16 protein-coding genes and 1 pseudogene are annotated in these 25,556 nt (G+C 50.7%); 11 read left to right on the top strand and 6 right to left on the bottom strand.

Features of this window, described 5'->3' with window-relative positions; translation table 11 throughout:
- The first annotated feature begins 162 nt into the window (after positions 1 to 162).
- The 3 genes from PsAD46_RS22305 (at position 163) to PsAD46_RS22290 (ending at position 4,204) form a co-directional block, all read left to right on the top strand.
- Entirely contained in the window at positions 163 to 540 is a 378-nt protein-coding gene (locus PsAD46_RS22305; protein WP_063307898.1) for a hypothetical protein, read from the top strand.
- Positions 541 to 806: 266 nt separating this feature from the next.
- On the top strand, positions 807 to 2,141 hold the full coding sequence (locus tag PsAD46_RS22300) for a sodium-dependent transporter (protein WP_063304083.1): 1,335 nt from the start codon (positions 807 to 809) through the stop codon (positions 2,139 to 2,141).
- A 728-nt stretch (positions 2,142 to 2,869) separates the two neighbouring features.
- Positions 2,870 to 4,204, top strand: coding sequence for a sodium-dependent transporter (locus PsAD46_RS22290; protein ID WP_057462493.1), 1,335 nt, complete (start codon positions 2,870 to 2,872; stop codon positions 4,202 to 4,204).
- Between the two features lie 78 nt (positions 4,205 to 4,282).
- Here PsAD46_RS22290 and PsAD46_RS27780 read toward each other — a convergent pair whose 3' ends face one another.
- The 4 genes from PsAD46_RS27780 to PsAD46_RS22270 all read right to left on the bottom strand — a co-directional run bounded on the left by PsAD46_RS27780 (position 4,283) and on the right by PsAD46_RS22270 (position 9,195).
- Positions 4,283 to 4,561 (bottom strand): hypothetical protein, encoded by a 279-nt coding sequence (locus PsAD46_RS27780; RefSeq protein WP_082827057.1) that lies wholly within the window; start codon positions 4,559 to 4,561, stop codon positions 4,283 to 4,285.
- 182 nt (positions 4,562 to 4,743) lie between these two features.
- Positions 4,744 to 7,179 carry a trimethylamine-N-oxide reductase TorA gene (torA, locus tag PsAD46_RS22280; protein ID WP_063292698.1) on the bottom strand — a complete coding sequence of 812 codons (2,436 nt, stop codon included), beginning with the start codon at positions 7,177 to 7,179 and terminating at the stop codon, positions 4,744 to 4,746.
- A 167-nt stretch (positions 7,180 to 7,346) separates the two neighbouring features.
- On the bottom strand, positions 7,347 to 8,030 hold the full coding sequence (gene torD, locus PsAD46_RS22275) for a molecular chaperone TorD (RefSeq protein ID WP_063307897.1): 684 nt from the start codon (positions 8,028 to 8,030) through the stop codon (positions 7,347 to 7,349).
- Positions 8,023 to 9,195 carry a NapC/NirT family cytochrome c gene (locus PsAD46_RS22270; protein WP_063307896.1) on the bottom strand — a complete coding sequence of 391 codons (1,173 nt, stop codon included), beginning with the start codon at positions 9,193 to 9,195 and terminating at the stop codon, positions 8,023 to 8,025. The genes torD and PsAD46_RS22270 overlap by 8 nt, the downstream gene beginning before the upstream one ends.
- A 147-nt stretch (positions 9,196 to 9,342) precedes the next feature.
- On the opposite strand from PsAD46_RS22270, the gene PsAD46_RS22265 reads away from it, so the two are divergent.
- Complete coding sequence (locus PsAD46_RS22265) at positions 9,343 to 10,050, top strand: response regulator (protein WP_063307895.1); 708 nt, start codon at positions 9,343 to 9,345, stop codon at positions 10,048 to 10,050.
- Between the two features lie 6 nt (positions 10,051 to 10,056).
- Here the strand turns inward: PsAD46_RS22265 and PsAD46_RS22260 are convergent, their stop codons facing one another.
- Entirely contained in the window at positions 10,057 to 12,447 is a 2,391-nt protein-coding gene (locus tag PsAD46_RS22260; protein ID WP_063307894.1) for an ATP-binding protein, read from the bottom strand.
- A 130-nt stretch (positions 12,448 to 12,577) separates the two neighbouring features.
- Entirely contained in the window at positions 12,578 to 12,916 is a 339-nt protein-coding gene (locus PsAD46_RS22255) for a hypothetical protein (RefSeq protein WP_057462490.1), read from the bottom strand.
- Positions 12,917 to 13,212: 296 nt separating this feature from the next.
- Between PsAD46_RS22255 and PsAD46_RS22250 the strand changes: the two genes are divergently transcribed.
- The 7 genes and pseudogenes from PsAD46_RS22250 to PsAD46_RS22220 all read left to right on the top strand — a co-directional run bounded on the left by PsAD46_RS22250 (position 13,213) and on the right by PsAD46_RS22220 (position 25,119).
- Entirely contained in the window at positions 13,213 to 13,854 is a 642-nt protein-coding gene (locus PsAD46_RS22250) for a hypothetical protein (protein ID WP_063292693.1), read from the top strand.
- Positions 13,855 to 14,307: 453 nt separating this feature from the next.
- Positions 14,308 to 15,558 (top strand): site-specific integrase, encoded by a 1,251-nt coding sequence (locus tag PsAD46_RS22245; protein ID WP_063307893.1) that lies wholly within the window; start codon positions 14,308 to 14,310, stop codon positions 15,556 to 15,558.
- Positions 15,559 to 15,684: 126 nt separating this feature from the next.
- Positions 15,685 to 16,845, top strand: a pseudogene (locus PsAD46_RS22240) (IS30 family transposase).
- A 308-nt stretch (positions 16,846 to 17,153) separates the two neighbouring features.
- The gene (locus PsAD46_RS28465; protein WP_063307892.1) at positions 17,154 to 19,442 is read left to right on the top strand and encodes a class I SAM-dependent DNA methyltransferase; all 2,289 of its coding nucleotides are present in this window, start codon (positions 17,154 to 17,156) and stop codon (positions 19,440 to 19,442) included.
- Positions 19,442 to 20,827 (top strand): restriction endonuclease subunit S, encoded by a 1,386-nt coding sequence (locus PsAD46_RS22230; protein WP_063307891.1) that lies wholly within the window; start codon positions 19,442 to 19,444, stop codon positions 20,825 to 20,827. Before PsAD46_RS28465 ends, PsAD46_RS22230 begins: the two co-directional genes overlap by 1 nt.
- Before the next feature lie 23 nt (positions 20,828 to 20,850).
- Positions 20,851 to 21,789, top strand: coding sequence for a GIY-YIG nuclease family protein (locus PsAD46_RS22225; RefSeq protein ID WP_193776990.1), 939 nt, complete (start codon positions 20,851 to 20,853; stop codon positions 21,787 to 21,789).
- A gap of 51 nt (positions 21,790 to 21,840) precedes the next feature.
- Complete coding sequence (locus PsAD46_RS22220; RefSeq protein ID WP_063307889.1) at positions 21,841 to 25,119, top strand: DEAD/DEAH box helicase family protein; 3,279 nt, start codon at positions 21,841 to 21,843, stop codon at positions 25,117 to 25,119.
- Positions 25,120 to 25,556 lie beyond the last annotated feature (437 nt).

Genomic DNA, 25,556 nt, shown 5'->3' with positions numbered 1-25,556 from the left:
GGCTTGCGTGATACCTCGCAAGCCGATTCGATATTGATACATATTACAAGGCTGCTGGGTTCGGCTCAGCAGCCTTTTCTTTCACATCTGTGCGGATGTTTCGTCCTTATCAGTGTCCTGCCATGATTTTGTATGGGTGGGACCAAACAAGAAGGAAGAAAAATGCGTAACTTTTTGTGTCTCGGCCTTCTATTGGCCGTTCCTTTCATGGTTGCCTCTGAAGGCTATGCTCAGGGGAGTTCCAACCAGGTTACTCCGCCCATGACACAGTACTGTAATCGCGGTGATGTGCTGTATGCGGATGGAAGCAGTGCAGATGGCCCTATGCCGATGATCAAGTGCGGTCAGAACTCGCTGGTTTATCAACGCACCAACATGAGTTTTCCGCTGTCTGTGGTCTCTAATGGCAAGTTGTCCGTGGGCAATGCAAACGGTGCTTGTCAGAGTGCAAAAGCTGTTGGTGCGGATGCAATCGTCAGCAACATCCAGTCTCTTTGCAATACGACACTGTGGCCGAACTCTTGTGCTAAGTGTAATTGAGTATAAGATATATCACTGGTAGTATTGATTGCTGCATGTCTAAAGTAATCAATACTACTTATCTTGTTGAGTTAATCTCACCAAATGCCGCGTAGTAATCAGTATTACACTTTTATAGGTATCGTGACACCTGATGGTCATATATGAGAAACTCTGTTGCATAAAAGGGGTGTATCTCTAGCGTTATATTGCTAGAATCGGGCAACTTGTGAAAGTTGATTTCAAAAATACACTTAAGCAAAATCAACAAGAATGGCTCAGGTCACATGCAACGAGAGCATTGGGGAAGTCGTATCGGCTTCATTCTGGCTGCTGCAGGTTCAGCGGTTGGATTAGGTAATATCTGGAAATTTCCATATTTGGTTGGCGCGGAAGGCGGCGGGGCGTTCCTCATTGTCTATGTTGCGTTTTTGATCGCGATCGGCGTATGCGTGATGATCGCGGAGATTGCGCTGGGCCGTCAGGCTCAGGCCAATCCGTTCAGCGCGTTCAGACGTGTTGGTGGCGCAGGCTGGTCAATTTTTGGTCTCATGGCGGTTTTGACCGCATTTCTTATTCTCTCGTTTTATTCCGTTGTTGGTGGCTGGACCATCGCCTACGTGGTTAAGACAATCACCGGTGGCTTCTCTGGCTATTCCGGTGCGGAATTTGAGGGACACTTTGGTGCGCTGGTGACAGATGCAGTTGAGCCGATCATTTATCACGCTGCCTTTATGGCGATTGGCGTGCTGATCGTGATCAACGGTATTACCGGCGGCATCGAAAAGGCATCGAAGATCATGATGCCTCTTTTGTTTGTTCTGCTGGCTTTGCTGGTTATCCGGTCTCTGACTCTTGATGGGGCAATGGCAGGTGTTGAGTACTTCCTCGTTCCTGATTGGTCTCACCTGAATGCGGACATGGTTGCCGCGGCTCTGGGGCAGGCGTTCTTCACGCTGTCTCTGGGTATGGGTGCTTTGATCACCTATGGTTCTTATCTGGGTAATAAAGAGAGCATTCCAAACGCAGCCCTTTGGGTTGTTGGTCTTGATCTTCTGGTCGCTGTTCTGGCTGGCTTTCTTATTCTGCCAGCGGTGTTTGCGTTCAACATGGATCCGGCTGCAGGCCCAGGATTGACCTTCATCACACTGCCAGCGATTTTTGCTGAGCTGCCGTTCGGTATGTTCATTCAGCTTTGCTTCTTCGTATTGCTGTTTGTGGCTGCGATCACCTCAGCAATCTCCTTGCTGCAGGTCGTGGTTGCGTTCATCTGCGAAGAGTTCAATGTTGGTCGTAAGGCGGCCACCATCTGGGTTGGTATTGTGATCTTCCTGTTTGGTGTTCCAAGTTCTCTGGCGCTGGGCGTGTGGGGCGATATCACGTTCTTCGAACTGAACATCTTCGACTTCCTTGGCTACCTCACTGACAACTACTTCCTGCCACTTGGCGCGATTGCGACCTGTCTGGTTGCTGGTTGGGTGAGCTATGACAAGTTTGCTGCGGAAGTGACCAATAACGGTGAACGTCCGTTTGCTTACCTGACAGCATGGAAGTGGATGTGCCGTGTGGTTGCACCGCTTGCGATCATCTGGGTGATGGTCCATTCCATCTTCGGAGCATAAAGCTTCGCTCAAAAACAATGAAAAGGCCGCCAGTTTTGGTGGCCTTTTTTAATGCTGTTTTATGGTCATCCGTAGTTTGACTTAATCTGGGCCGGAAGAGGGAGGAGAATGTGTCTGTTGGGCATAGTCCCTTCACCCGAGATGGTCTTGATAAGGAACAGGGTTATGTTGAGGCAGCTGAAGCGCTATTGGGTGCATTCCATGAATGCCAGATTGCCGCGTGAGATGGTATGTCTGGACGAGGAAAAGCAGGCCAGGTATCGCAGTGTAAGGGGACGTTGGCCTCAGGAATAAGGCCTTATCTCCGTCCCAACGAGAGAAAGAAGCACCGTTTGAGCGGTGCTTTTTTGTGTCTGAACTGTGTTGGTGCGGTGCGTGAGCAGAACCTGCGACGAAAAAACTTGTGGGCTGCATGTGGTGGCAGGAAGTTGCGTTGCTGTCGTGTGGTTAACGTAATAAATGGTATGATCAGCCAATATATATGTATTTTATAGTTAGTTTCATTGTTTGATGGTGAATTATGGGTGTATGTGACTATATTTTGAATTCGCCCATTAAGTGCAGCTGTCAAAAACGCATATTTTTTGAGGTAAGGGAAATTACCTGCGACAATCTGTCAGGTCAACAAGGCTAAAGATTTCATCAAAAGAGCTGGAACAACGAATTCATTTCAAGCTTTTGCGCTTGATTGAAACAAACCATCACATGTTGATTGGCAATAACAAAAAATGAAACGTGAGCAATGGGGAAGCCGCTTCGGCTTCATTATGGCTGCCGCAGGGTCTGCGGTCGGTCTTGGTAACATCTGGAAATTCCCATACCTGGCAGGCACACAGGGCGGTGGCGCCTTTCTGGTGGTCTATCTTGTCATCATGGCAACCATCGGCGCAGCGCTGATCATGGCAGAGATTGCCATTGGTCGTTCAGCGAAGATGAACCCTGTTGGTGCGTTCCGCGCGCTGGGTGGCCGCTTGTGGTCAGTTACGGGTGTAATTGGGGTGATCACGGGGTTCCTGATCCTATCCTTCTACTCCGTTGTTGGCGGCTGGACGATCGCGTATCTGGTGAAGAGTATCGCTGGCACCATTGAATCTGCACAGCCTGAGCTTCTGGAAGCCCAGTTTGGCGGTTTGGTCTCTGCTGTATGGGAGCCGATCTTCTATCACGGTGTGTTCATGGTGTTGACCATGGGGATCGTGATTGCAGGTGTTGCTCAAGGTATCGAGCGTTCCGTTAAAGTCCTGATGCCATTGCTGTTCATCCTTCTGATGGTTCTGGTGGTGCGCAGTGTGACCCTGCCGGGTGCCTGGGAAGGTATTGAGTTCTTCCTCGTCCCTGACTGGTCGCAGGTGAATGGCGAGATGCTGCGTGCAGCTCTTGGTCAGGCGTTCTTTAGCCTGTCGTTGGGTATGGGCGCGATGATCACCTATGGCTCTTATCTGGACAAAGATGCTGACATCCCGAATGCGTCTTGCTGGGTGGTGTTCTTAGCAGCGCTGGTTGGTGTGCTGGGCGGCCTGCTGGTTCTGCCAGCTGTGTTTGCCTTCGGCATGGATCCAGGTGCTGGCCCGGGCCTCACCTTCATCACTCTGCCAGCTGTGTTTGGCGAGATGATTGGTGGCTATCTGTTCCAGATTATCTTCTTCGCCATGCTTTTGATTGCAGCTCTGACCTCTTCCATCTCTTTGTTGGCTATTCCGGTGGCTTACTTTGCAGAGGAATACGGCATAGAGCGCAAATGGTCTGCTATTGTGGTGGGCATTGTGATCTTCCTGATCGGCGTACCATGTTCACTGGCTCTGGGTGTCTGGGGCGAGTACAAGCTGTTTGGCATGAACTTCTTTGACCTGATGGTCTATGCGGTTGACAACTACACCCTGCCAATCGGCGGTATTTTGACCTCGCTGTTTGCTGGGTGGGTTGTGCTTGAGAAGATGGGCAAAGAGTTGAGCAACGACGGATCTTTGACCTTCAAGTGGATGGGCGCCTTCACATGGATCATGCGGATCGTGGCTCCATTGGCTGTTGTCTGGGTGATGCTGAGCGGTCTGCTGGGCAGTTGATACGGCGACATTCTGAGAATAAAAAACACCCCGATCAGAAATGGTCGGGGTGTTTTTGTGAGAACCTATAGCCAGAGATCAATGCTCGTCTTTTTTGTGATGCTCTCTGGTGTGCTCTTTGTGATCATGCATTTTTGCGTGGTGGTGGCCGTCGTCCGAATGACTTTTCCCGGGGCGGTGCTTGTGTGGGTGTTTGTGGCCCTCCGGATCACCACCATGTTGAGTTTCCGGATGGCTTTTCTGGCCGCGCTCATATTCTTGCCGATCTTTATCATGCTTGTGCTCATGATCGTCGTCATAGCGACGCGCCATTTTTTCCTTGGTATGGGCTGATGTGTTCTGTTGTTTTTCTGTCATCATTTCCCCGCAAGACTATTTCATCAATGGTTCTAGCATACTCGTGTTTTCTAACTTGAATGCTATGTGATGGCAGTTATTGAAGGCTGATTGACGGCTCTAAACATCGACTAAAATGCTGGGATTGTGCAAAAAAAGGGCTGCGCGTGGCAGCCCTTTCTGGTGTCGATTTGGTTCCTGATTTATCCGTTCTTTGGAGCTGTAAAGACTTTAACCTCTGGCAATTCGCCTTCGAACTTCTCAAAGTCTGCGATGACGGTATGACCGCAGTTGCCTTGTGCCAGCTTGGAGGTGCCAAGGTCTGGTGTAAGGGTATTAACGTCACCATAGGCGCAGAGACTGCCGGCTTTGCCACCTTCGACAGGATCGTACCAAGCACCTTCATAAAGGCGAATGACGCTTGGCATGATGTCTTCGCTGACGATTGCACCAGCCAGTGTTTGGCCACGATCATTGAAGATGCGGATGACGTCACCAGACTTGATGCCGCGTGCTTCTGCATCTTTCGGGTTGATCATGCATGGTTCGCGGTCTGCGACTGCATATCCTTCGCGAAGGACTGTGCCGCAGAGCTGAGAGTGCAGGCGATCGTTTGGATGACCTGTGTTGACGTGAACCGGGAACTTAGCATCCGGACCATCGAGACGTTCGAGCGGTTCCATCCACATTGGATGTGGAGGACAGTCATCGTAGCCCATTTTCTCGATATTCTTGGAGTAGATCTCGATCTTACCGGTTGGTGTGCCCAGCGGTTCCAGAAGAGGATCTTCGCGGAAGTCGGCGTAGCGGACATATTCCTTCGCTGCCTGTGAAACCGGGTGAACGACGATACCGTCTTCCCAGAATTTCTCAAACTCAGGCATTTCAAGGTTTTTACTTGCAGCCTGTTTTTGAGCCTGTTCGTAGTAGTGACGGACCCAGTCCATTTCGTCACGACCATCTGTGTAGGCATCTTTGTTGCCAAGGCGGTCTGCCAGATCAACAAAGATGTCGTATTCACTGCGTGCTTCAAAGACCGGATCAACGATCTTCTTCATAGCTACAGTTGCTTTGTTGGAATAAGAGCCCATTGCTTCGATGTCATTGCGCTCATAGGCAGAAGCTGCCGGAAGAACGATGTCTGCGAAGCGTGCTGTTGCTGTCCACTGGTAGTCCTGAACGATCACTGTTTCCAGTTTCTGCCAGGCCTTGATCATACGGTTACGGTCTTGATGGTGATGGAATGGGTTGCCACCAGCCCAGTAAGCAATCTTGATATCCGGGAAGGTATAGCGGGTGCCGTTGAAGTCGTATTCCTCGCCCGGACGCTCCAGCATTTCAACAACGCGTGCCACAGGAATGGAGACAGAGCCTTCCATTGCGCCGCCATCGTTCATGCCAGACAGGGCAGGGCCGTCGGAGGTTGGTGTGCCGCCATTGGAGTAATGATAGGAGAGACCGAAGCCGCCACCTGGCAGACCGATCTGACCTAGCATGGAAGCCAGCGTCACCAGCATCCAATGTGGTTGTTCGCCGTGATGCTGACGTTGCAGGGACCAGCCGCTGGTAAGCATGGTGCGGTTGCCCATGAACAGGCGTGCCAGTTCCTTGATCTTATCAGTTGGGACGCCGCAAATTTCGGAAGCCCATTCAGCTGATTTTGGCGTCTGATCTGTCTCACCAGTCAGATATGGCAGGAATTTTTCAAAGCCTGCAGTGTACTCATCCATGAAGTCGGCGTCATACAGCTCTTCAACAAAGAGTGTGTGTGCCATGCCGAGCATTAGTGCTACGTCAGTTTGTGGTTTGACCTGTACCCATTCTGCATCCATGAACTCTGCGGTTTTGGATTTCAAAGGATCGATACAGATGACTTTCTTGCCGGTTTTCTTGAATTCTTCAAGATAGGTGTAGCTGTCGTGATCTGCGATGAGCCAGTCGATCTGGTTGGTCTTGATTGGGTCTGCACCCCAAACGACCAGGACTTCTGTGTTGTCGACAACAACGGGCCAGACTGTCTGCTGCTCGTAGACTTCCAGTGTGCCCATGACGTGCGGCATGATCACCTGAGAAGCGCCAGTTGAGTAGTCGCCTGTGTGCGTCACGTTTGGCATTTGCAGGCCGCGGTTGATCAGGCGGCGCAACAGGCTGCGGCTGTTATGGATCTTGCCTGCGCTCTTCCAGCCATAAGTGCCGGTGAAGACACTGCGTGGACCATGTGTCGCTTTGGCGTATTTGAGTTCTTGTGCAACAAGGTCGAGAGCTTTGTCCCAGCTGACGCGCACAAAATCATTGCTTCCGCGGTCTTCAACGTCAGCGCCACGACCTTTTTCAAGATAGGCACGACGGACCATTGGATATTTGATGCGCGATGGTGAATAGACGGAGTCCATAACACCAGCCAGCTGATGGCTAGGATGCGGATCCTGCTCCCAAGGCTTAACTTCGGTCCAGCGTCCATCTTTAACCACTGCACGGAATGCACCCCAGTGACAACCAGAGAGAACTTCTCCGTTGACTGCTGCTTGCGCAAAGCGTGGTGAGAAAATGGATGGAGCCAGCACACCTAAAGCACCCAGTGCGGAGGCGCCTTTCAGGAAACTACGGCGAGACGTATAGTTTGCAATGATTTTCGACATCTCTGCTGTCCTTTTATTTTGGCAGACAATCGATGAGTTGAGCGAGTTGCTCGATGAAAACAGCCTGTTTTCTCTTGAGTTTCACCGTAGTCACTGCGTGTAAACGTGGTTCGCGCGTTGATTGAACGGGATGTAAAATCGAGTAAACAGGTTGTAAATGGAGTTGGTCAGGTGATGGTCTTTGCCTCATTCAAGCGAGCAAGATCCATGGCAAGCCAGGCGCTGAGGGCATTGGCCAGTTCTTTGTAAAAATCTGACTTGTCAAAGCGCTTACAGCTCTCGCAAAAAGAGGGCACCCAGTTCAGAAGATGGTTCGAGAGGAAGCGGATCTGGTTCTGATGTGAGGTGTATACGGTCTCATGATCGCCATTGGCTTCTGCCAGAGCTTCGCGGTCGATGTACTCTGCCAGTACGTTGAGTTGAACGCCGAGGTGATCGGCGGGTTCTTTCATTGAATTCTCAATGGAGATACCCAGATCCTGAAGGATCTTGTTCATGTCTGCTGTTGGCTTTTGGAAGAGCGTGCCTTTTTCTTTGTAATAGGCGGACTCGTAAGGAGGGGCAGAGTGTTGACCGCCAACACCTAGAAACAGACGAGAATATGCGGTTGCCAGATCGAGCACCTTGCTCTGATAACTCTCAACGGACAGCTCTGTCAGCTTGGCAAGCTCGCCCGTAAATGATGTGAGTGCCGGTGCTTGTGAGAAGACATCCAGAAGCGCCCGTCCTTCTGGAGAGCTGTAGCTCTCCAGAGTTTCGATTTTCGCTTCACTAGTGAAGAAACTTGCCAGCCAGCGGTAAACCAGAGATCTGTCGCTGTTGGAAAGAGTGATGGTTTCGTGCTTACCCATGAGCTTCACTCCCACCTGTGTCTTTTGCGTTGAGTTGCAGGTACTTTTGCAGGATGCGGTATTGTTCTTTGTCCAGTGAGATGAAGCGCTTCATGGCTTTGAGGGAGCCGATCCACTGGTTGGCAAGGAAGTGCTCGGGATCGCGCAGGCCATGGCATGTTGAGCAGGCGGCACTGTACATTTCCTTGGTGTAGGTCCAGAGCTGATCTCCGTTTGAAATCAGATTTTCCTTTGAGACCCAAGTGTCGATCTGTACCTGATGCCAGGTGAGTTCTGTGTCCGGATCCACCTCGGTTTTTAGGCGTTTGATTTTATCGATGACCTTTTTACCGACAGTGGCAGAGAAGATGCGCTGGCCTCGAAGGGCATAGATCACGCGGTCCACCTGATCTTGCTGCCAACCGGCGATGCGCACTTTGAGAAGATTGCCGCTGCGCTCCAGAACGGCGACATCGGTTCCGCCCAGAATGCGACCGTCGCTTTTGCCGTTACTTTCCGCTTTTGACTGTTCAACGAAGAAAGGTTTGCTGGTGATGGCGTACAGATGATCTGCGCTTGCACCTTCGCTTACTGACAGGGCTTTGAGCTCGTCATACAAAGCTTTGTAGCCCTGAGACATGTCTGGCAGTTTGTGGGCAATGCCTTTGTGACAGGAGATGCAGGTCTCGCCGTCCTTGAAACCCTTCTGCATGGTTTCAGAGGCTTTGGGATGCTGCTTGGCGAAGTCCATGGAAGCTTGCTTGTGGCAGTTGCGGCACTGCTGAGAGTCGTTGGCTTCCATCTCTGCCCAGACACTCTTGGCCATGGTCAGGCGATGGGCTTCAAATTTCTCCTTGGTGTCGATTTTGCCGGTAAGTTTAGAGTAGACCTCTTTGGCAGCTTCGATCTTGCGAATGATCTTTGGGTAAGTTTCTTTGGGCACGTGGCAATCTGAACAGACTGCTTGAACGCCTGATGCATTCGAGAAGTGCGGAGACTTCTTGTACTCCTCGTAGACCGTGCTGCGCATTTCATGACACGAGACGCAGAACTCCAGAGTGTTGGTGTAGTCCATTGCGGTATGGAAGCCGCCCCAGAACACGACGCCACCTGCAAATGTGCCGAACAGTAATAAGCTTATTGGAAATATTGCGGTTTTCGTCCGCAGGAGTCGCCAGATATTCATCTTCTATCTCTTTTGCACTCTCGGACAAGTCGGTCCGTTCAATGCTCAGAGAATTAGACTAAGGTTGTAAATAGCGTTTGGAGGAAATATGAACGGGGTGTAGAATGGTGTAAACATGATGTAAACACACAAGCCGACAACAAGCATATGACAAATAAGGCACATATACTGGTCGTTGATGATGACCTGACCAGCCGCGTGGCACTTTCCGGATATTTTGAGACCGAAGGATACCGTGTTTCTGAAGCAGAAGACGGCGCGCAAATGCGCTCGGTTTTTGCTGGTGGTGATGTGGACCTGATTATGCTTGATATTCGTCTGCCAGATGATGATGGCCTAACGCTTTTGAAGGACGTGCGAAAGAAGTCTGACGTCGGGATCATCATGGTGACAGGCCGGACGGATGATGTGGACCGGATTGTTGCGCTTGAAATGGAAGCTGACGACTATGTGATCAAGCCGTTCAACCCGCGTGAGCTGTTAGCACGTTCCAAAAATTTGCTGCGCCGGGTGAGGGCAGGGCGGGTGCCTGCCGCTGTTGATGAGCGCGTGTTGAATTTCTCAGGTTGGGTTCTGGACTTGGACAAGCGCGGGCTTCAATCTCCTGAGGGAGAGGATGTTCGTTTAACACGTGGCGAGTTTGAGCTGCTCTCAGCGCTGGTTGAGAACAAAGGCCGCGTACTCACCCGTGATAACCTATTGGATCACCTGAACCATTGGGAATGGGACCCAAGCGACCGTACTGTTGATGTGCTGATTGGCCGGTTGCGCCGTAAGATTGAAGCGAACCCCAAAGACCCGACTTTGATCATGACTGTGCATGGCGTTGGCTATGTGTTTACAGGTGCGTACTGAAGACGCTTATGCGCTTGCCGGTGCTTTCGTCAGGCAATTGAGCCAGGTTTCGTTCAGCTTGTGCTTTGAGGCTGTGTAGGTCACCTCCAGTGCGCTGAAGATCTCCATAATTTTGTGCTTTTCCTTGTTTTGAGCTGCCTGTTCCAACTGCTCTGCGAGATTAGCGGTATGAATGAGACCCACATTATGGGATGCGCCCTTCATGCTATGCGCCTTGTCTCTGATCTTGGAAAAGTTTTGGGTTGCGATGTGGTTTCGCAGCTCTGGAATGATGAAACGCGACGTTTGCATATATGCATCGACAATGCGTTTGGCCCGCGTTTCTCCCAGCATCTCGAAGTGACCACGTAACACCGTTGTATCAATGAGTTCTGTAGGTTGCTCCTGCAATGTCTGTCTGGATTTACGTGCAAACATGGCTCTGTCAGAGAGGCAGGAGGCGATGGCATCCTCAAGGTCCTCTTGAGAATACGGCTTGCCAAGGAACCCATCGGCACCAGCAGTGAAGCTCTTCTCGATGTCAGCCAGGAAGATGCAGGCGCTTTGTACAATAACGGGAATGTTGGAAATATGGTGGTAGTGAGAGGCTCGGATGCGGGCGATGGTATCTGTGCCGCTCAGACCGGGCATACGGTTATCCATGAGCACCAAATCGAAACGGTGTTCGTGCAACTGGGCCAATGCGTCTTCACCGCCGCCGACTGTGCGACATCCATGCCCTGCCTTATCTAGGAAGCCTTCAGTGACCAACTGATTGACCTTGTTGTCTTCAACAAGCAAGATTTTCAACTTCTTTGGCTTCCAGGTCTCTTGCTTATCTTCAATGACGCTGACGGTCTGATCCGCTTCAAAAAACGGAATGGTGAAGTGGAAGCTTGCGCCCTGAGCTTGATTAGATCGACAACCGATTTCACCACCCATCGCGTTGACCAGGCGTTTTGAGATTGCAAGACCGAGACCAGTTCCTCCGAACAAGCGATTGATTGCGGCGTTTTGCTGTACAAATGGTTCAAACAGGTAGCTGTGATCTCCGGTGGGCAGACCCACTCCAGTATCCGTCACCATGATCTGAAGACATCTTGCCTGTCGGATCTTGCTTTCAGGAATATGCACGCCGATGGTGATGGAACCTTTACTGGTAAACTTGATGGCATTGCTGACGAAATTCAATAGGATTTGCCTGATCTTGGTGGGATGAGCCCGCAGTATTTCTGGAACCTGCGGATGTACCTCTATGTGAAGCTGTAGTCCTTTGGTTTCAGCGTCTTGTTGGGTGAGGTCAACAACCTGTTTGATGACTTGTCTGATCTTGAAATCAACGGCCTCCAGCTCCAGCGAGCCTGCTTCCACCTTGGAGTAATCCAGTACATCATTGAGGATTGATCGCAGCATTTCGCCGGAGGAGATGATGCCATCCAGATAGCGGTGCTGTTCTGGCTTGAGGCTCGTGTCCTTGAGGAGGTCGGCTAGTCCCAGCACTCCGTTCAGAGGTGTTCTGATTTCGTGGCTCATGGAAGCAAGAAAGGTGGACTTGGCGCTATTCGCGGCTTCAGCTTCTTCCTTGGCTTTTTTATGGTCGGTGACATCATTGAGGATGAGGATCATCCCGGGAAACTTGCGGCTGAAGTCGACGATATGTTGGGCGCGGATATCAAAAACGCGTGGACCTATCGCGGTGTCCAGCGTGATGTCTGTATAGCAGCTTTCCAGCTTCTGTGGCAGATAAGGCAGTAGTTGGTTTGTCAGCAGCTCACGTGTGGCTGCATTGACGTATTTGACCTTCGTGTTTTGCAACCCACAAAAAACAGCCTGAGCAGCATAGTTCAGGTCATTGACCTGGCCACTTTCATCCATCAATACGATGGGGTCGCTCAGGCTTTCCAGGATGGTGAGATACTTGTTCTTCTCATTGGTGATACGGCGGTTTTCTTCATAAGCCTCGTGCAGTTTTTTATCTTCGGCTACACCACTCCATTCCGTCGAAAACCCAAGTTCCATGAAATCGAAATAACGCAGTAAGTAGGCGCGATATCTGGCTCTATCTGCCTCTGAAAACTCTTGTGTTTCCAGCAGATCCAGATAGGCGCTGCGGTAGTATTTTGTCAGACCGAGGAAGTAGCCCAGTGTTACACCTCTGGATCGATGGCTCTTGGCTTGCTCTACGCCAAATGCAGCGAAGGGGTGGCTGGAGAAATCGGAGCTGACATCAATTTCAGGCGGTGTGTCATAAGACTCCATCGCTGTGATGATGGATTTTGATAGACCTTCAACTGATATGCGCCATGCCTCCCGCAGTGTGGCTGTGTACTGCGTGTAACCCTGACTTTTGGCATAAAAGAATATGCGGTCTATGAGGGTGTTTTCATTTTGTAAAATCAGATCTCGTAGCACATGCATGATTGCCTCCGTCTTGCTTTCAGGCATGATACGAAGGGAAGGGACGGTCAAATTAAAACTGCCGTGCTACGTGCTGGGGCGTACGCAGCACTCCTTAATTGGCGATGCTTTTGAGTGCTTTGCGCTGAAGTCAGTTCAGGTAGCGAGAACCGAACCTGTTCAGCGCGTCTCTTAAGGTTTCCTGTTCATCCAGATGCCGGTTGGCTTCTACTTCGTGGTGATCCAGTTGAGGGCTCTCTTCCGTCATACGAAGGTGGTCGCCGGAGTTTTCCTGAAGTTCTTCCAGAATATGGTCAAAGACCTGTACGCGTTCTTTGAGAGAATGTTGGCCACTGTGTTCCAGAAAATCTTTCAGTTTGGCCAGCTCTGCCAGCAAAATCGTGTTGTCTGCGATTTCTGAGTGATAGGTGCTTATAATCCCTTCAAGAGCATTTACATCTTCACCAGTGTTTGGGTTTTCTAAGCTCATTACAGGTCTCCTCGTTCTGGGGGAGCATGCGGTCGTGCCTATGGCGATATGTAATTATTATCTAGCCATAAAATGACGTATTGAGCGTTGTCCGTTGGAGTTGAGGTAAGCCGATGCTTAAACCGTGCCCGAAAGTTCTATGAGAATTTTAACGGCTTCATCGGCGGCCAACATGCTGATGGGTTTCTCATTCCTTAACCATCTACTGAGTTCTACAAGTCCAGATATTCACGCAGTCGCCAGGCTCTCGTCATTCCTCACAAGTGTTTTAACGCAGATACCGTGAGGAGTTTGGTATGAAAAAAACAATAGGAGCCGATGAGCTGGATGTTGCAACTCTGGAGTTTGGACTTCTGGTTGGGCTGCTTCTTCCCGTGGGGAAAGATCCTGTAGAATACAAACTCAATAAAGACTGGTTGAAAGACCCAGTCGCTCAATTGCGTAAGCAGCTAAAAACCGTCAGCAAAGATCTCAACGGTTGTCTAAAAGATGCATTACAGGCTCTGAAGAAAGGCAGTAGTGATAAGGCTGCAAATGCCGCTGAAGAATTCAGCAAGTGGAACCCGCTTCTTTTTCCAGCTATCGGATTTGGTGGCCATGTTGGTGATTTGGGCGAAGTGCCAGCAATAGACTGGCTCTCGCTGATTACGAATGGTGGTGATGTGCCGGAGACCATCGAGAACTGGGTCCAAAAAGTTGCCGGCGATCGCGAAACTCTAAAAGCATGGGGAGCCGCACTGGTTGGCCTCGCAACAGGTCGCCTGGACCATCCAACCGGAATGGGAACTCCCGACACCCCCTACCTCTTCGCGATTATGGATGTGGGTTCCACGGGAACTTTGTATCTGTCACTGGCAGCAAAGAAAGAAAAGGACGGTTCCGTCGTCCTTGTCCCTGGCCTGACGTTTGACAGTGATCCAATTGATCTGGATGGGTGAGCTCATTTCAGAAAAGCAAAAAAGCCTCCTCCGGGAGGCTTTGGAATTCTCTTGATAAATCAAGAGAGAAACGAAGGTGCTAGCAGCAGGAATTGAACCCGCGACCCCCTGATTACAAGTTGCAATTTGCAACTCACCGTCACTTACACTCTACTACGATTCAGTACTATGAATCAATGAGTTGTAGAAAATTATTTGCTCCTGCCTACCTTGCATTTCGCTGCGAAACTCGTACATTTGCTTACAATATGCTGACAAGAAACGGTAGGCATTGAGCAAGCGATCTGTAAGGGGATGAGGCCGTGTTTTGCATAGGGCCATTAGAAAAGCCCAAAAGGTCGTCACAAGCTGTCAGACCGTCAGAAACAGCAGTAATCGGGGACTAATTTTAACTTCTATTTTCGCACGTATGGTGGTTCTTGTCATGGGCCGTCAGCGGGAGAGTTTTGTCTGATGCCCAATGTTACGAAGCGGACGGTTGATGCGGCCAAGCCAACAGCGAAGAAGTACTTCGTCTGGGACGGTAAGCTCTCAGGATTTGGGCTGCAGGTGGCGCCAACCGGGCGTAAAACCTTCATTGTCCAATATCGCACACTAGAAGGACGCTCCCGCCGTCTGACCCTTGGCAAATACGGGGAGCTGACACCAGATCAGGCGAGGGGATTGGCTGTCGATGTTCTGGCCAAGGTTCGTAATGGGGAAGATCCAACCGTTAATCGTAAGATCATTCGCAATGCGCCAACGGTTGATGATTTGCTGGACATGTACCTGAGTGAACATGTTGAGGTGCATAACAAGCCAAAGTCTCTGATTGAGATCCGGCGTATTCTTGAGCGCTGTGTGCGCAAGCCTTTAGGCAAAGCGAAGCTGGCTTCAGTCACCCGGCAGGATATCTCCAAGCTGCATCGCTCCATGAGGCGGACACCGCGACAAGCAAACCATGTGCTGGCGATCATCTCTAAAGCGTTCAACCTGGCTGAAGTGTGGGGCTTGAGGCCTGAACACAGCAATCCGGTGCGGTTGGTGAAGCGTTACAAAGAAAATGAGCGCGACCGGTTCCTGTCTGGTGATGAGTTACAGCGCTTGGGTAAGACGCTTGAACTTGCGGAGAAGGAGGGGCTTCCATGGATCATCAAGGCTAGCCCAGAGAACCACAAGCACTTGCGCCACGATATTGAAAAGCGCCGGACACCTGTGAACCCCATGGCGCTTTATTGTCTCAAGCTGCTGCTTTACACGGGGGCTCGGCTGATGGAGATCGCTTCTCTTGAATGGAAGCATGTAGACTTTGATGAAGGGGCAATTGCCTTGCCTTCAAAGAAAGGTGATGGCCGCAAACCTCACCCGGTTAGTGGGAATGTGCTCGACATCCTCTCCGATATACCGCGCTTAGACGGCTCTCCCTATGTTCTTGCTCGTATAAACGATCCTACAAGGCATATTACAAAGGAGCTGGTGGAAAATGCATGGCAGCGGGTACGCCATCATGCTGACATTCCAGATGTGCGCATTCATGATCTACGCCATACGGTTGGTACATTTGCTGCGCAATCAGGTAGCAACGCTTTCCTCATTAGCCATCTTCTGCGCCACCGCAACGTGACCATCACCAACCGCTATGTGAACCATGATGCTCATCCGATACGGGTGCTCTCAGAAACGGTCGGGGAGAGGATTGAGGCGGGGTTGAAAGGAGGGGGGTAAGAACTGACGGCATGAATGTGGAGGTATTTGCTTGAATATTCGCGAACACCGTATGTCGTAGTGTGACGGTGGTTTCAACTGGTGGTCGCAACACTTTAACCTTTGAATAAAGATGGAGTGTTCGACATGACGTATCGCCGCTGTATTTACTATTCTGCCGCACAACGAGCACTGATTTGAGATCGATGGCAGCGGGGAGAGTCGATGAGTTCGATTGGTCGTGTGTTCGACCGGCAGTCCTCCTCGGTGTTTTCTGTCATTTCGCCAACCGGAGGCATCCGCCCTTCTGAACGGCATCGTGGTAAGCTGGCGCTGAGCTTGAAAGAACGTGAGGAAATATCGCGCGGTCTCAGCATTAACGCCTCTTTACGATCTATAGCCCGCCAGTTGAGCCGGAGCCCGTCTACGATCAGTCGCGAGGTACAGCGCAACGGAGGTCGGGTTACTTATCGCGCAGCAGCGGCGGATCAGGCTGCCTGGGACCGCGCTCTGCGGCCCAAGACATGCAAACTCGCTTGTCATCCTTCATTGAGCCACGCAGTATCGGTGAAGTTGCGCAGCAAGTGGTCTCCAGAACAGATTTCTGGCTGGCTCAAACGTAGCTTTCCAGGAGACGTAAGCAAGCTGGTGTCCCACGAGACGATATATCGAAGCCTTTACATACAGGCCCGCGGCGTATTGAAGAAAGAACTGCTGGACCATCTGCGTGCTAAACGCACGATACGCCGGTCCAGACACGCAAGCCTCAAACGAAATAGTCTAGGCCAAATTAAGGATGCCGTTTCGATCAGCAAAAGGCCTGCTTGCGTCGAAGACCGTGCAATACTAGGGCATTGGGAAGGTGATCTGATCGGAGGATCCAAGAATAGCTATATTGCCACTCTTGTTGAGCGGCAAACACGCTATGTCATGTTGATCAAGGTTGCTAACAAAGACACGAGCAGTGTTATCTCCGGGTTGATCAAACACACCCACAAATTGCCAAAAGAGTTTTACAAATCCTTGACTTGGGATCGAGGCAAAGAGATGGCAGATCATCTAAGCCTGACATTAGTAACGGATGTTGCTGTATACTTCTGCGACCCACATTCACCGTGACAACGCGGATCAAACGAAAACACGAACCGCTTGCTGCGGCAGTATTTGCCCCGAGGCACTGACTTATCTGTACACACGCAGCCTGAACTTGATGCAATCGCAAGACAACTCAACGAACGACCATGCAAGACCTTGCAATATCAAACTCCAGCTGAGAAGTTCTCACAGTGTGTTGCCGCAACCAGTTGAATCACCACCATTTGCGGACATTCGCTGCAGGTGCGAAGGATGGAGCGTCTAAACAGTTATTGCGCTTGCGACAAGGTATTTCTAGCTAATCAGATAAATCTATCAAGGGTTGAATGTTCCGGCATAGCATCAGTCTTTGTCACGTGTTTTGTTTGGAAAAAAGCGGCTCTGTGAACTAAATGCGCTAATTAGTTAGCTTCCGGTATTTACTCGGCGTGTGGGGGGTGTTGATAGTGGCCATAATTGCTGGCTCCTAATCATTCTGGAAACTCTTCGTGTCTCATTAAACCAATAACCTAGCTGCCTTCATCTGGTCTCTTGCTGATTTGCTGCGTGGAGATTTTAAGCAAAGCCAGTATGGCCGTGTTATCCTGCCGTTTACACTGCTGCGCCGCCTTGAATGCGTGTTGGAAGGCAGTAAGGATGCAGTGTTAGGGCAAGCTGAGAAGCTCAAGTCGATGAACTTGCCAGAAGAGGCGCAGGAGAAGCTGTTGCTGCGGGCTGCTGGATTGTCTTTCTACAACACCTCCAGAATGGATATGTCCAAGCTGGGCGAAACGGGCATCAAGGACAATCTGGAGAGCTACATTCAGGGCTTCTCCAAGGATGCCCGCGAGATCTTTGAGCATTTCAAGTTCGCCGAGTTTATCGCTCAACTGGCAGAGGCCAACCTGCTTTACAAAGTGGTACAGCGCGTTCGTGAGGCTGACCTTAGCCCGCAAAACATCTCCAACCATGAAATGGGGCTGGTGTTTGAGGAACTGATCCGGCGCTTTGCGGAAGGTTCCAACGAGACGGCTGGTGAGCACTTCACTCCGCGTGATATCGTGCGCCTCACCACATCATTGGTGTTTATGGAGGATGATGACGCGCTGACGAAGCCGGGTATTATCCGCACTATTTATGACCCTACCGCAGGGACTGGCGGGTTTTTGTCTTCTGGTATGGAGTATGTTCACGAGCTGAACCCGCAAGCGGTTATGCGCGGTTTTGGGCAGGAGCTGAACCCGGAGAGCTATGCCATTTGTAAGGCAGATATGCTGATCAAGGGGCAGGAAGTTGACAATATCAAACTTGGCAACACGCTCAGCCAGGATCAGCTCTACGCCGACAAGTTTGATTATATGCTCTCCAACCCGCCATTTGGGGTGGACTGGAAAAAGATTGAAGGCGACATCAAGGACGAGCACACCCTGAAAGGCCATGATGGACGCTTCGGCCCCGGCCTGCCGCGTGTGTCAGATGGGTCGCTGCTGTTCCTCATGCACCTCATTTCCAAGTTACGCGACACCCATGAAGGCGGCGGGCGTATCGGCATCATCCTCAATGGGTCTCCGCTGTTTACGGGTGGCGCTGGCTCTGGGGAAAGTGAAATCCGCCGTTACGTTTTAGAGGCTGACCTGCTGGAAGCCATCATCGCGTTGCCAACGGATATGTTCTACAACACCGGCATTGCCACCTATGTGTGGGTGCTCAGCAATAAAAAGAGCGCTGAGCGCAAAGGACAGGTGCAACTCATTAACGGGGCGAACCTTTATTCCAAGATGCGCAAGTCTCTTGGCTCCAAGCGTAACCAGATGAGCGACGATGACATCCGCACCATCACCCGCTGTTTCGGCGCGTTTGAGGTGGTGGACGCACGAGAGCTGGACAAGGCAGAAGAACCTGCCAGCACACGTGGGCGCAAGTCTGCAATTGGCAAGAAGGCTGAGATCAAAACCTTCGCCTCCAAAATCCTCAAGTCACATGAGTTCGGTTATCGCCGCCTGACCATTGAGCGCCCGCTGCGTGAGAGCTTCCAGTTTTCTGATGAGCGATTGGAGACCCTGCGCTTTGCTCCAAAACCACTGGGCACTGTGATGCAGTGGATCTTTGAGACCTATGGGGGGAACTGGACAGACGCACCGGACTGCCCACGCTATGGCGATCTGGCTGAGCATGAGACAGAAATCCGCGCCCACATCAAAGCCAGCTTTGCAGAGCTGAAGGAAAAGCATATCAAGGACTTGCTGAAGCGGGATACATGGACAGGACAGAAGGCCACTCTGCTCAGCGCCAAAGACCTGCAAGCGGTTATCGGCACCGATCAGCACAACGACATGAACACCTTTGACGACACGCTAAAGGCAGCGCAGAAGCAAAGCGATGTTAAGCTGGAAACAGCCGCCAAAAAGCAAATCACGACCGCTGTGAGCTGGAAGAACCCGCAGGCTGCGCCGGTTATCAAAAAGGTTCACAAGGCTACCACGCCGAACCCAACCTACGGCCTGTTTGATGTGAACGGGCAGAGTGTGGAGTACAAACCAGATGGCGACCTACGCGATAATGAAAACGTGCCGCTGGACCCGTCCCGCACTGTCAATGAGACTAACGAAGATTACTTCGCCTGCGAGGTAAAACCCCATGTGCCAGAGGCGTGGATTGACGCCACCAAGAAAGATGCAATTGACGAGGAAGTCGGCATTGTCGGCTATGAAATCCCCTTCAACCGCCATTTTTATATCTACCAGCCCCCACGGGCACTGGAAGAGATCGACGCTGAACTGGACGCGGTGAGCAACGAGATTATGCAGCTGCTTCAGGAGGTCCACTCCTGATGGCTGGCAAGTATAAGGCATACCCGGAATACAAAAAGAGTGGTGTTGAATGGCTTGGGGAGATCCCGAGTGAGTGGGAACTCAAACAGATCAAACACCTTAGCGTTGTGAAGCGTGGCGCGTCCCCGCGCCCAATTGACGACCCCAAATACTTCGACGATGAAGGTGAGTACGCGTGGACTAGAATCGCAGATGTCACCGCATCAGATGTCTATCTTCTAAGTGCTCCACAAAGGTTATCTAAATTAGGCAGTTCCTTAAGCGTAAAGCTGGCACCTAATGAACTATTTCTAAGTATCGCCGGGAGCGTTGGAAAACCCTGCATCACAGGAATGAATGCCTGCATTCACGATGGCTTTGTATATTTCCCCGAATTAGAGATACCAAGCAAATTCCTTTTCTACATCTTCGCAGGTGGGCAAGCCTATAAGGGGCTTGGTAAAATGGGAACGCAGCTGAATTTAAACACCGATACAGTTGGGGCAATAAAAGTTGGTCTTCCCACTCCTGAAGAGATTGAGCAGATCATTGATTTTCTCGACCATGAAACCGCGAAGATTGATCGGTTGATTGAGAGGCAGGAGCGGTTGATTGGGTTGCTGGAAGAAAAGCGGCAGGCGGTGATCTCTCACGCTGTCACCAAAGGCCTGAACCCAGACGCCCCCTTACGCCCCTCCGGCGTCGACTGGCTCGGTGATGTGCCGGAGCATTGGGAGGCCTTACCTCTCAAGTACCTTTGTAATTTGATCAAAGATGGTACGCATTTACCTCCACCTAGAGTGGATGTCGGCGTGCCATTGCTTAGCGTTCGCAATATCATAAACGGCAAGTTCCGATTCTTAAATGATGACTCTCACATCTCAAGAGAGGCGTACCAGGCCCTATGTCGTTCATTTATCCCTCAGGCTGATGATGTTTTGCTCGCAATAGTTGGAGCAACCCTCGGTAAGTCAGCACTAGTGACTAAAATGTCAAATTTCCATATTCAGAGAAGTGTTGCAATTTTCAGAACAAACGCAGATCGCATTCACAGTGAGTTTCTACTTTACGCCTTCCGTTCAACAAATTTTCAGGAACTCTTGTGGCAAAATGTAGGTTTCTCTGCGCAACCCGGCATTTATCTGGGAGCGCTTGAAAATTTTAAGATCCCAACACTTCTCCTTTCTGAACAAAGAGAGATTATCGAGCACTGCAAGACTCAAGATCATGTGTTCTTGAACTTGATCTCCAAGGCCCAAGCCGCCATCGACCTCCTCAAAGAACGCCGCACGGCGCTTATCTCCGCTGCGGTGACGGGCAAGATTGATGTGCGCGAGTGGGTGCCGTCGAAAGATGGCTTTCAACCTGCTGAAGAATCTGCAAGTTTAACGCGAGTATCTGCGTAAAGCACACGAGGAGTTTGGGGCGCATGAAGGGTCGGTCGCTGGAGCTGTTTTTTGTTGATGGTCGTGCGGACGGCCTTCTGGTGGCTGAGCTGTTCAACTGGACAGGCCATGTGCTGCTTGTTCCGCGCACCCAGATAAAGCAGGCACTGGAGCGCACAGAAGCCAGCTACACGGGCATTTACATTCTGCTGGGTCAGCAGGACGGCGAGCCCATGGCCTATATCGGGGAAACTGAGGATATTGGCCAACGTATTCGCACCCACGATTCTAAGAAGGATTGGTGGACGAAGGCGGTGTTTGTGACCTCAGCCGATAACAAACTGAACAAGGCGCATGTGCGGTTTTTGGAAGCGCGCAGCTTCGAGCGGGCCGCCTCTGTTAGTCGTGTGACCCTTGACAACACCCAGGTGCCACAAAAACCACAGGTGAGTGAAGCGACTGTTGCCAACATGGAAGGATTTCTGGAAAACCTCTATATGATCCTCCCCGCTCTCGGCATTGATTTGTTTGTGGAGAGCAAACGCAGCAGGCCTGCGCCAGAGCAAGCGGTTATTGCCAGCTCTTTCGTTCCCACTGCGCAAGACGCCAGTTCGGCACGTTTTGAGTTGCTCACACCTAAACACGGTCTCAGTGCAAAAGCGCGTTTGGAGGAAGGTGAGTTCATCGTTGAAAAGGGCTCGGTTGTGCGGGCGCGCTGGGAAGGCAAAGGCGGGCGCGTCACATCCTATGAAACCTTGCGTAAGGAGCTGGATAAAACAGGTGTTATTGTCAGCGCGGGCAGCAGTGCGCGCTTTGCAGCTGATTACGCCTTTAATAGCCCCAGTGCTGCGGCGGCGATCGTGAATGGTCGTTCTTCCAATGGTCAAAAATCCTGGAAACTGGAAGGCACCAACAAGACCTATAAGCAATGGGAAGCTGAACAACTGCTTGGAGCACCGGAACCACAGTTGGAAGACGCCTGAGATAATGGCTGGTTTACGCCATCATGAGTTGATATTTAAGGAATTTTAGGAATGAGCGACAAGGCAGCTGAAGTGCATTTCCAGCGCGATATTATCAACCAGTTGTGCGCCAATGGCTGGTTGCTTGGTTCGCCTGATGGCTACAATCGCGCCCTTGCCCTTTATGAAGAAGACCTGCTCAGCTTTGTCAAAGAAACGCAGGATGGGGAATGGCAGAAGTTTGCCAGAAACCACCCCGGCAACAGCGACCAGAAATTCCTTGAATGCGTTGCCGCTCAGCTTGGCAAAGCCGACCCAAGAGCCGCCGACAAACAAATGCGCCTTTATGGCACGCTTGGTGTGTTGCGCCATGGCCTGAAAGACCGCAATGCTCGCTTTAGCCTGTGTCAGTTTAAGCCAGAGCACGACCTCAACCCCGACACGCTGGCGCGCTTCAAACAAAACCGTTTGCGTGTGGTGCCAGAGCTGGTTTACAGCCCCTGGGCGACAGCAGAGCATCTGGCAGCAACCGGAAAGAAGGCAAAGAACTGGCGCATCGATCTGGTGCTGTTCGTCAACGGCTTACCAATTGCCACGCTGGAGTTAAAGTCCGAGTTCAAGCAGGCGGTAGACAGCGCCAAGCGGCAGTACAAAACCACTCGCCTGCCTGTTGACCCTGAAACGCGCAAGCCAGAGCCGTTGCTCACATTCAAACGCGGGGCGCTGGTCCATTTCGCGGTCAGCCAGTACGAGGTCTACATGACCACCAAACTGGCAGGCAAAGACACATATTTCCTCCCCTTCAACAAAGGGGCAAAGGACGGTGCGGCTGGCAATGACGTTCCAGAAGACAAAAATGAATATGCCACAACCTATTTGTGGCAAGAGGTGCTGCGGCCCGACAATCTTCTGAACATCCTCGCCCGGTTTATCCATCTGCAGATTGAGGAAAAGGAAGACTGGCAGGGCAGGAAGATTAAAAAAGAGACCATGATCTTCCCGCGCTATCATCAGTGGGATGTGGTGGGCAAACTTGTTGATGCGGCAAAAAGCGAAGGTTCTGGGCAAAAATACCTTATTCAGCACAGTGCTGGCTCTGGTAAATCCAATTCTATTGCATGGACCGCACATCAACTCTCTTCGCTCTATGGTGACAACGGCGAAAAGGTGTTCAACTCCGTCATCATCGTCACCGACCGCACAGTGCTTGATGACCAGCTGCAAGACACAATCTATCAGTTTGAGCATGTGGACGGTGTTGTTGGCCGCATCAACAACAAGGAAGGTGATGGTTCCAAGTCTGAAAAGCTGGCTAAAGCGCTAGAGGTTTCTCAGCCCATTATTATCGTCACCATCCAGACCTTCCCGTTTGTGCTCAAAGCGATTGAGAACAGCACAAGCTTGAAGGCGCGCAGCTATGCCATTATTGCCGATGAAGCGCATTCTTCACAGACTGGCTCCACCGCACGTCAGCTCAAAGAAGTGCTGATGAAAGAGGAAAGCTCTGGCGACGAAGAGCTGAGCAGCGAAGATATTCTTGATGCTGCTGTAGCCTCACGCCGCGCCTCGCAAAACCTCAGTTATTTTGCCTTTACCGCAACGCCAAAAGCTAAAACGCTGGAGTTGTTTGGCCGTCTGCCAAAGCCTGATGAGGTGCCATCTCGCACCAATATCCCAGTGGCTTACCACATATATTCCATGCGTCAGGCGATTGAGGAAGGCTTCATTCTCGATGTGCTGAAAAACTACACCAACTACAAAGTCGCCTATAATCTCGCTCTTAAGATACAGGAAAAAGACGACGAGGTTGAAAGCAAAAAAGCCAAGGTCAAGCTGAACCAGTGGGTACGGCTGCATGACTACAATATTGCTCAAAAAGTGCAGATCATTGTTGAGCACTTCAAAGATAATGTGATGGGTTTGCTGGGCGGACAAGCCAAGGCGATGGTCGTTACCAGCTCACGCAAAGAGGCTGTTCGTTTTAAGCTGGCTTTTGATAAATACACAAAAGCCAAAGGCTACGATAAAATCCACTCAATGGCTGCTTTTTCCGGAGAGGTAGAGTTCACCGATAAAGACCCGAACTCAGCAGGATTGGTTGGCGAGAAGTTCACTGAAACCAGCATGAACCCAGGCCTGAAAGGCCGCGACGTGCGTAATGCTTTTGATGGTGACGAGTATCAGGTGATGATCGTTGCGAATAAATTCCAGACTGGGTTTGATCAGCCCAAGCTCTGCGCCATGTACGTGGATAAAAAACTGGCCGGAGTGGAATGTGTTCAAACTCTTTCCCGCCTCAACCGCACCTATCAGGGTAAAGCAGAATCCGGCACGTTTGTTCTGGACTTCTTCAATGAGCCAGAAGACGTTTTGGCCCCGTTCCAGAAGTATTATCAGACCGCTGAACTTATGGATGTGTCTAATCCTAATCTCGTCTTCGAACTCTCAGAAAAACTCAGAAGCTCCGGAATATTCCTATGGAGCGAGGTGGAGCAGTACTGCATAGCCTTCTTGCAAAAGAACAAGAGCAGTGCGGCCATCTCAAATATCTGTAAGCCTGCTGTGGAACGCTGGACCAATCGTTATAAGTCAGCCGTTGAAGCCTATCAGCGTTCAAAAGATATGTTCGAGCGCGCCAAAAAAGCTGGCGACCCTGTCTTGATTGCCAACACGGATACAGCGTTCAAAGACTGCAAGAAAGAAAAAGACGGGTTGGAAATCTTCAAGAAGGATTTGGGCACGTATGTGCGGTTTTATGAGTTCATCTCACAAATCGTGAATTATGATGATAAGGAGCTGGAAAAGCTTAGTCTGTTTGCACGAAGCCTGCGTCCTTTGCTGCGCGAAGCTGCAATTGAGGATGATGTGATTGATCTGGACAACGTGGAACTGAGCCACTACCGACTGTCGAAGCTTAAGCAGCAGGACTTGCAGTTGGTAAGCGGTGAAGGCGAGGGATTGGAGCCAGCTGACGAGCTTGGTAGTGGCAAATCTAAAGATCCCAAAGAAGAATTCCTCTCGCAGATTATTGAGCGTGTGAATGACCTGTTTGCTGAGGATGGGCTTACAGAAAAAGATAAGGTCAATTACCTGTACGTTCTCAAAGACAAAATCTCTGAAAATCCGCTTGTTATGACTCAGATTGAAAACAACACCAAAGATCAGGCAAAGCTAGGCGGCTTCCAAAATGCAGTAGACGATGCCATTATTACGAGTGGTGAGGCGCACCAGAAAATGATGATGCATCTTCTATCAAACCCAGAGAAAGCTGCTGAGATCTCCAACTTGTTGCTTGATCTGATGTATGCGGAGAAGAAGCAAACTCAGTTCGATCAATCAGACGTTGAGTAAATCACTCTACGAAAAGTCTTTGTTAAATCGTGTTGATGGCTGTTTTAGCCTGCCACTAATATGCTGCGCCTGCGAAACAACCCAGCATTCAATGCCTTGTCGAGTGTCGGCTATTGGCCCGATGTGCTTGCAGCAGCTTGATGTTGCCCTAGCTTTCTGCACCCGCAGCCAATGACCTGAATGTCTGGTAGGCTCAACTAATCGTTGCAACACATTCGGCAAACTTCTCAGCTGCAAGGGGGACGTTGATCTGGAGACAAAACTCGACCAGCGGGAGCTACTTTACAACCTTCATCGGCCGCTTACGAAACACTCAGAGAAAAGCTTACAGTCAACGCCTTAATCGCCTCGTGAGTAGCTGCACCTTACCGATCGGTTGAATTGGGACAATCGGGATGCCGTAAAAGTGCAAACAGCAGGAAGCGCGGTGCGAACCC

The organism is Pseudovibrio sp. Ad46 (assembly GCF_001623065.1).
Classification (GTDB): Bacteria; Pseudomonadota; Alphaproteobacteria; order Rhizobiales; family Stappiaceae; genus Pseudovibrio.
The sequence above is the reverse complement of the archived record's forward strand: the minus strand, read 5'-3'. Positions and strand labels throughout refer to the sequence as shown.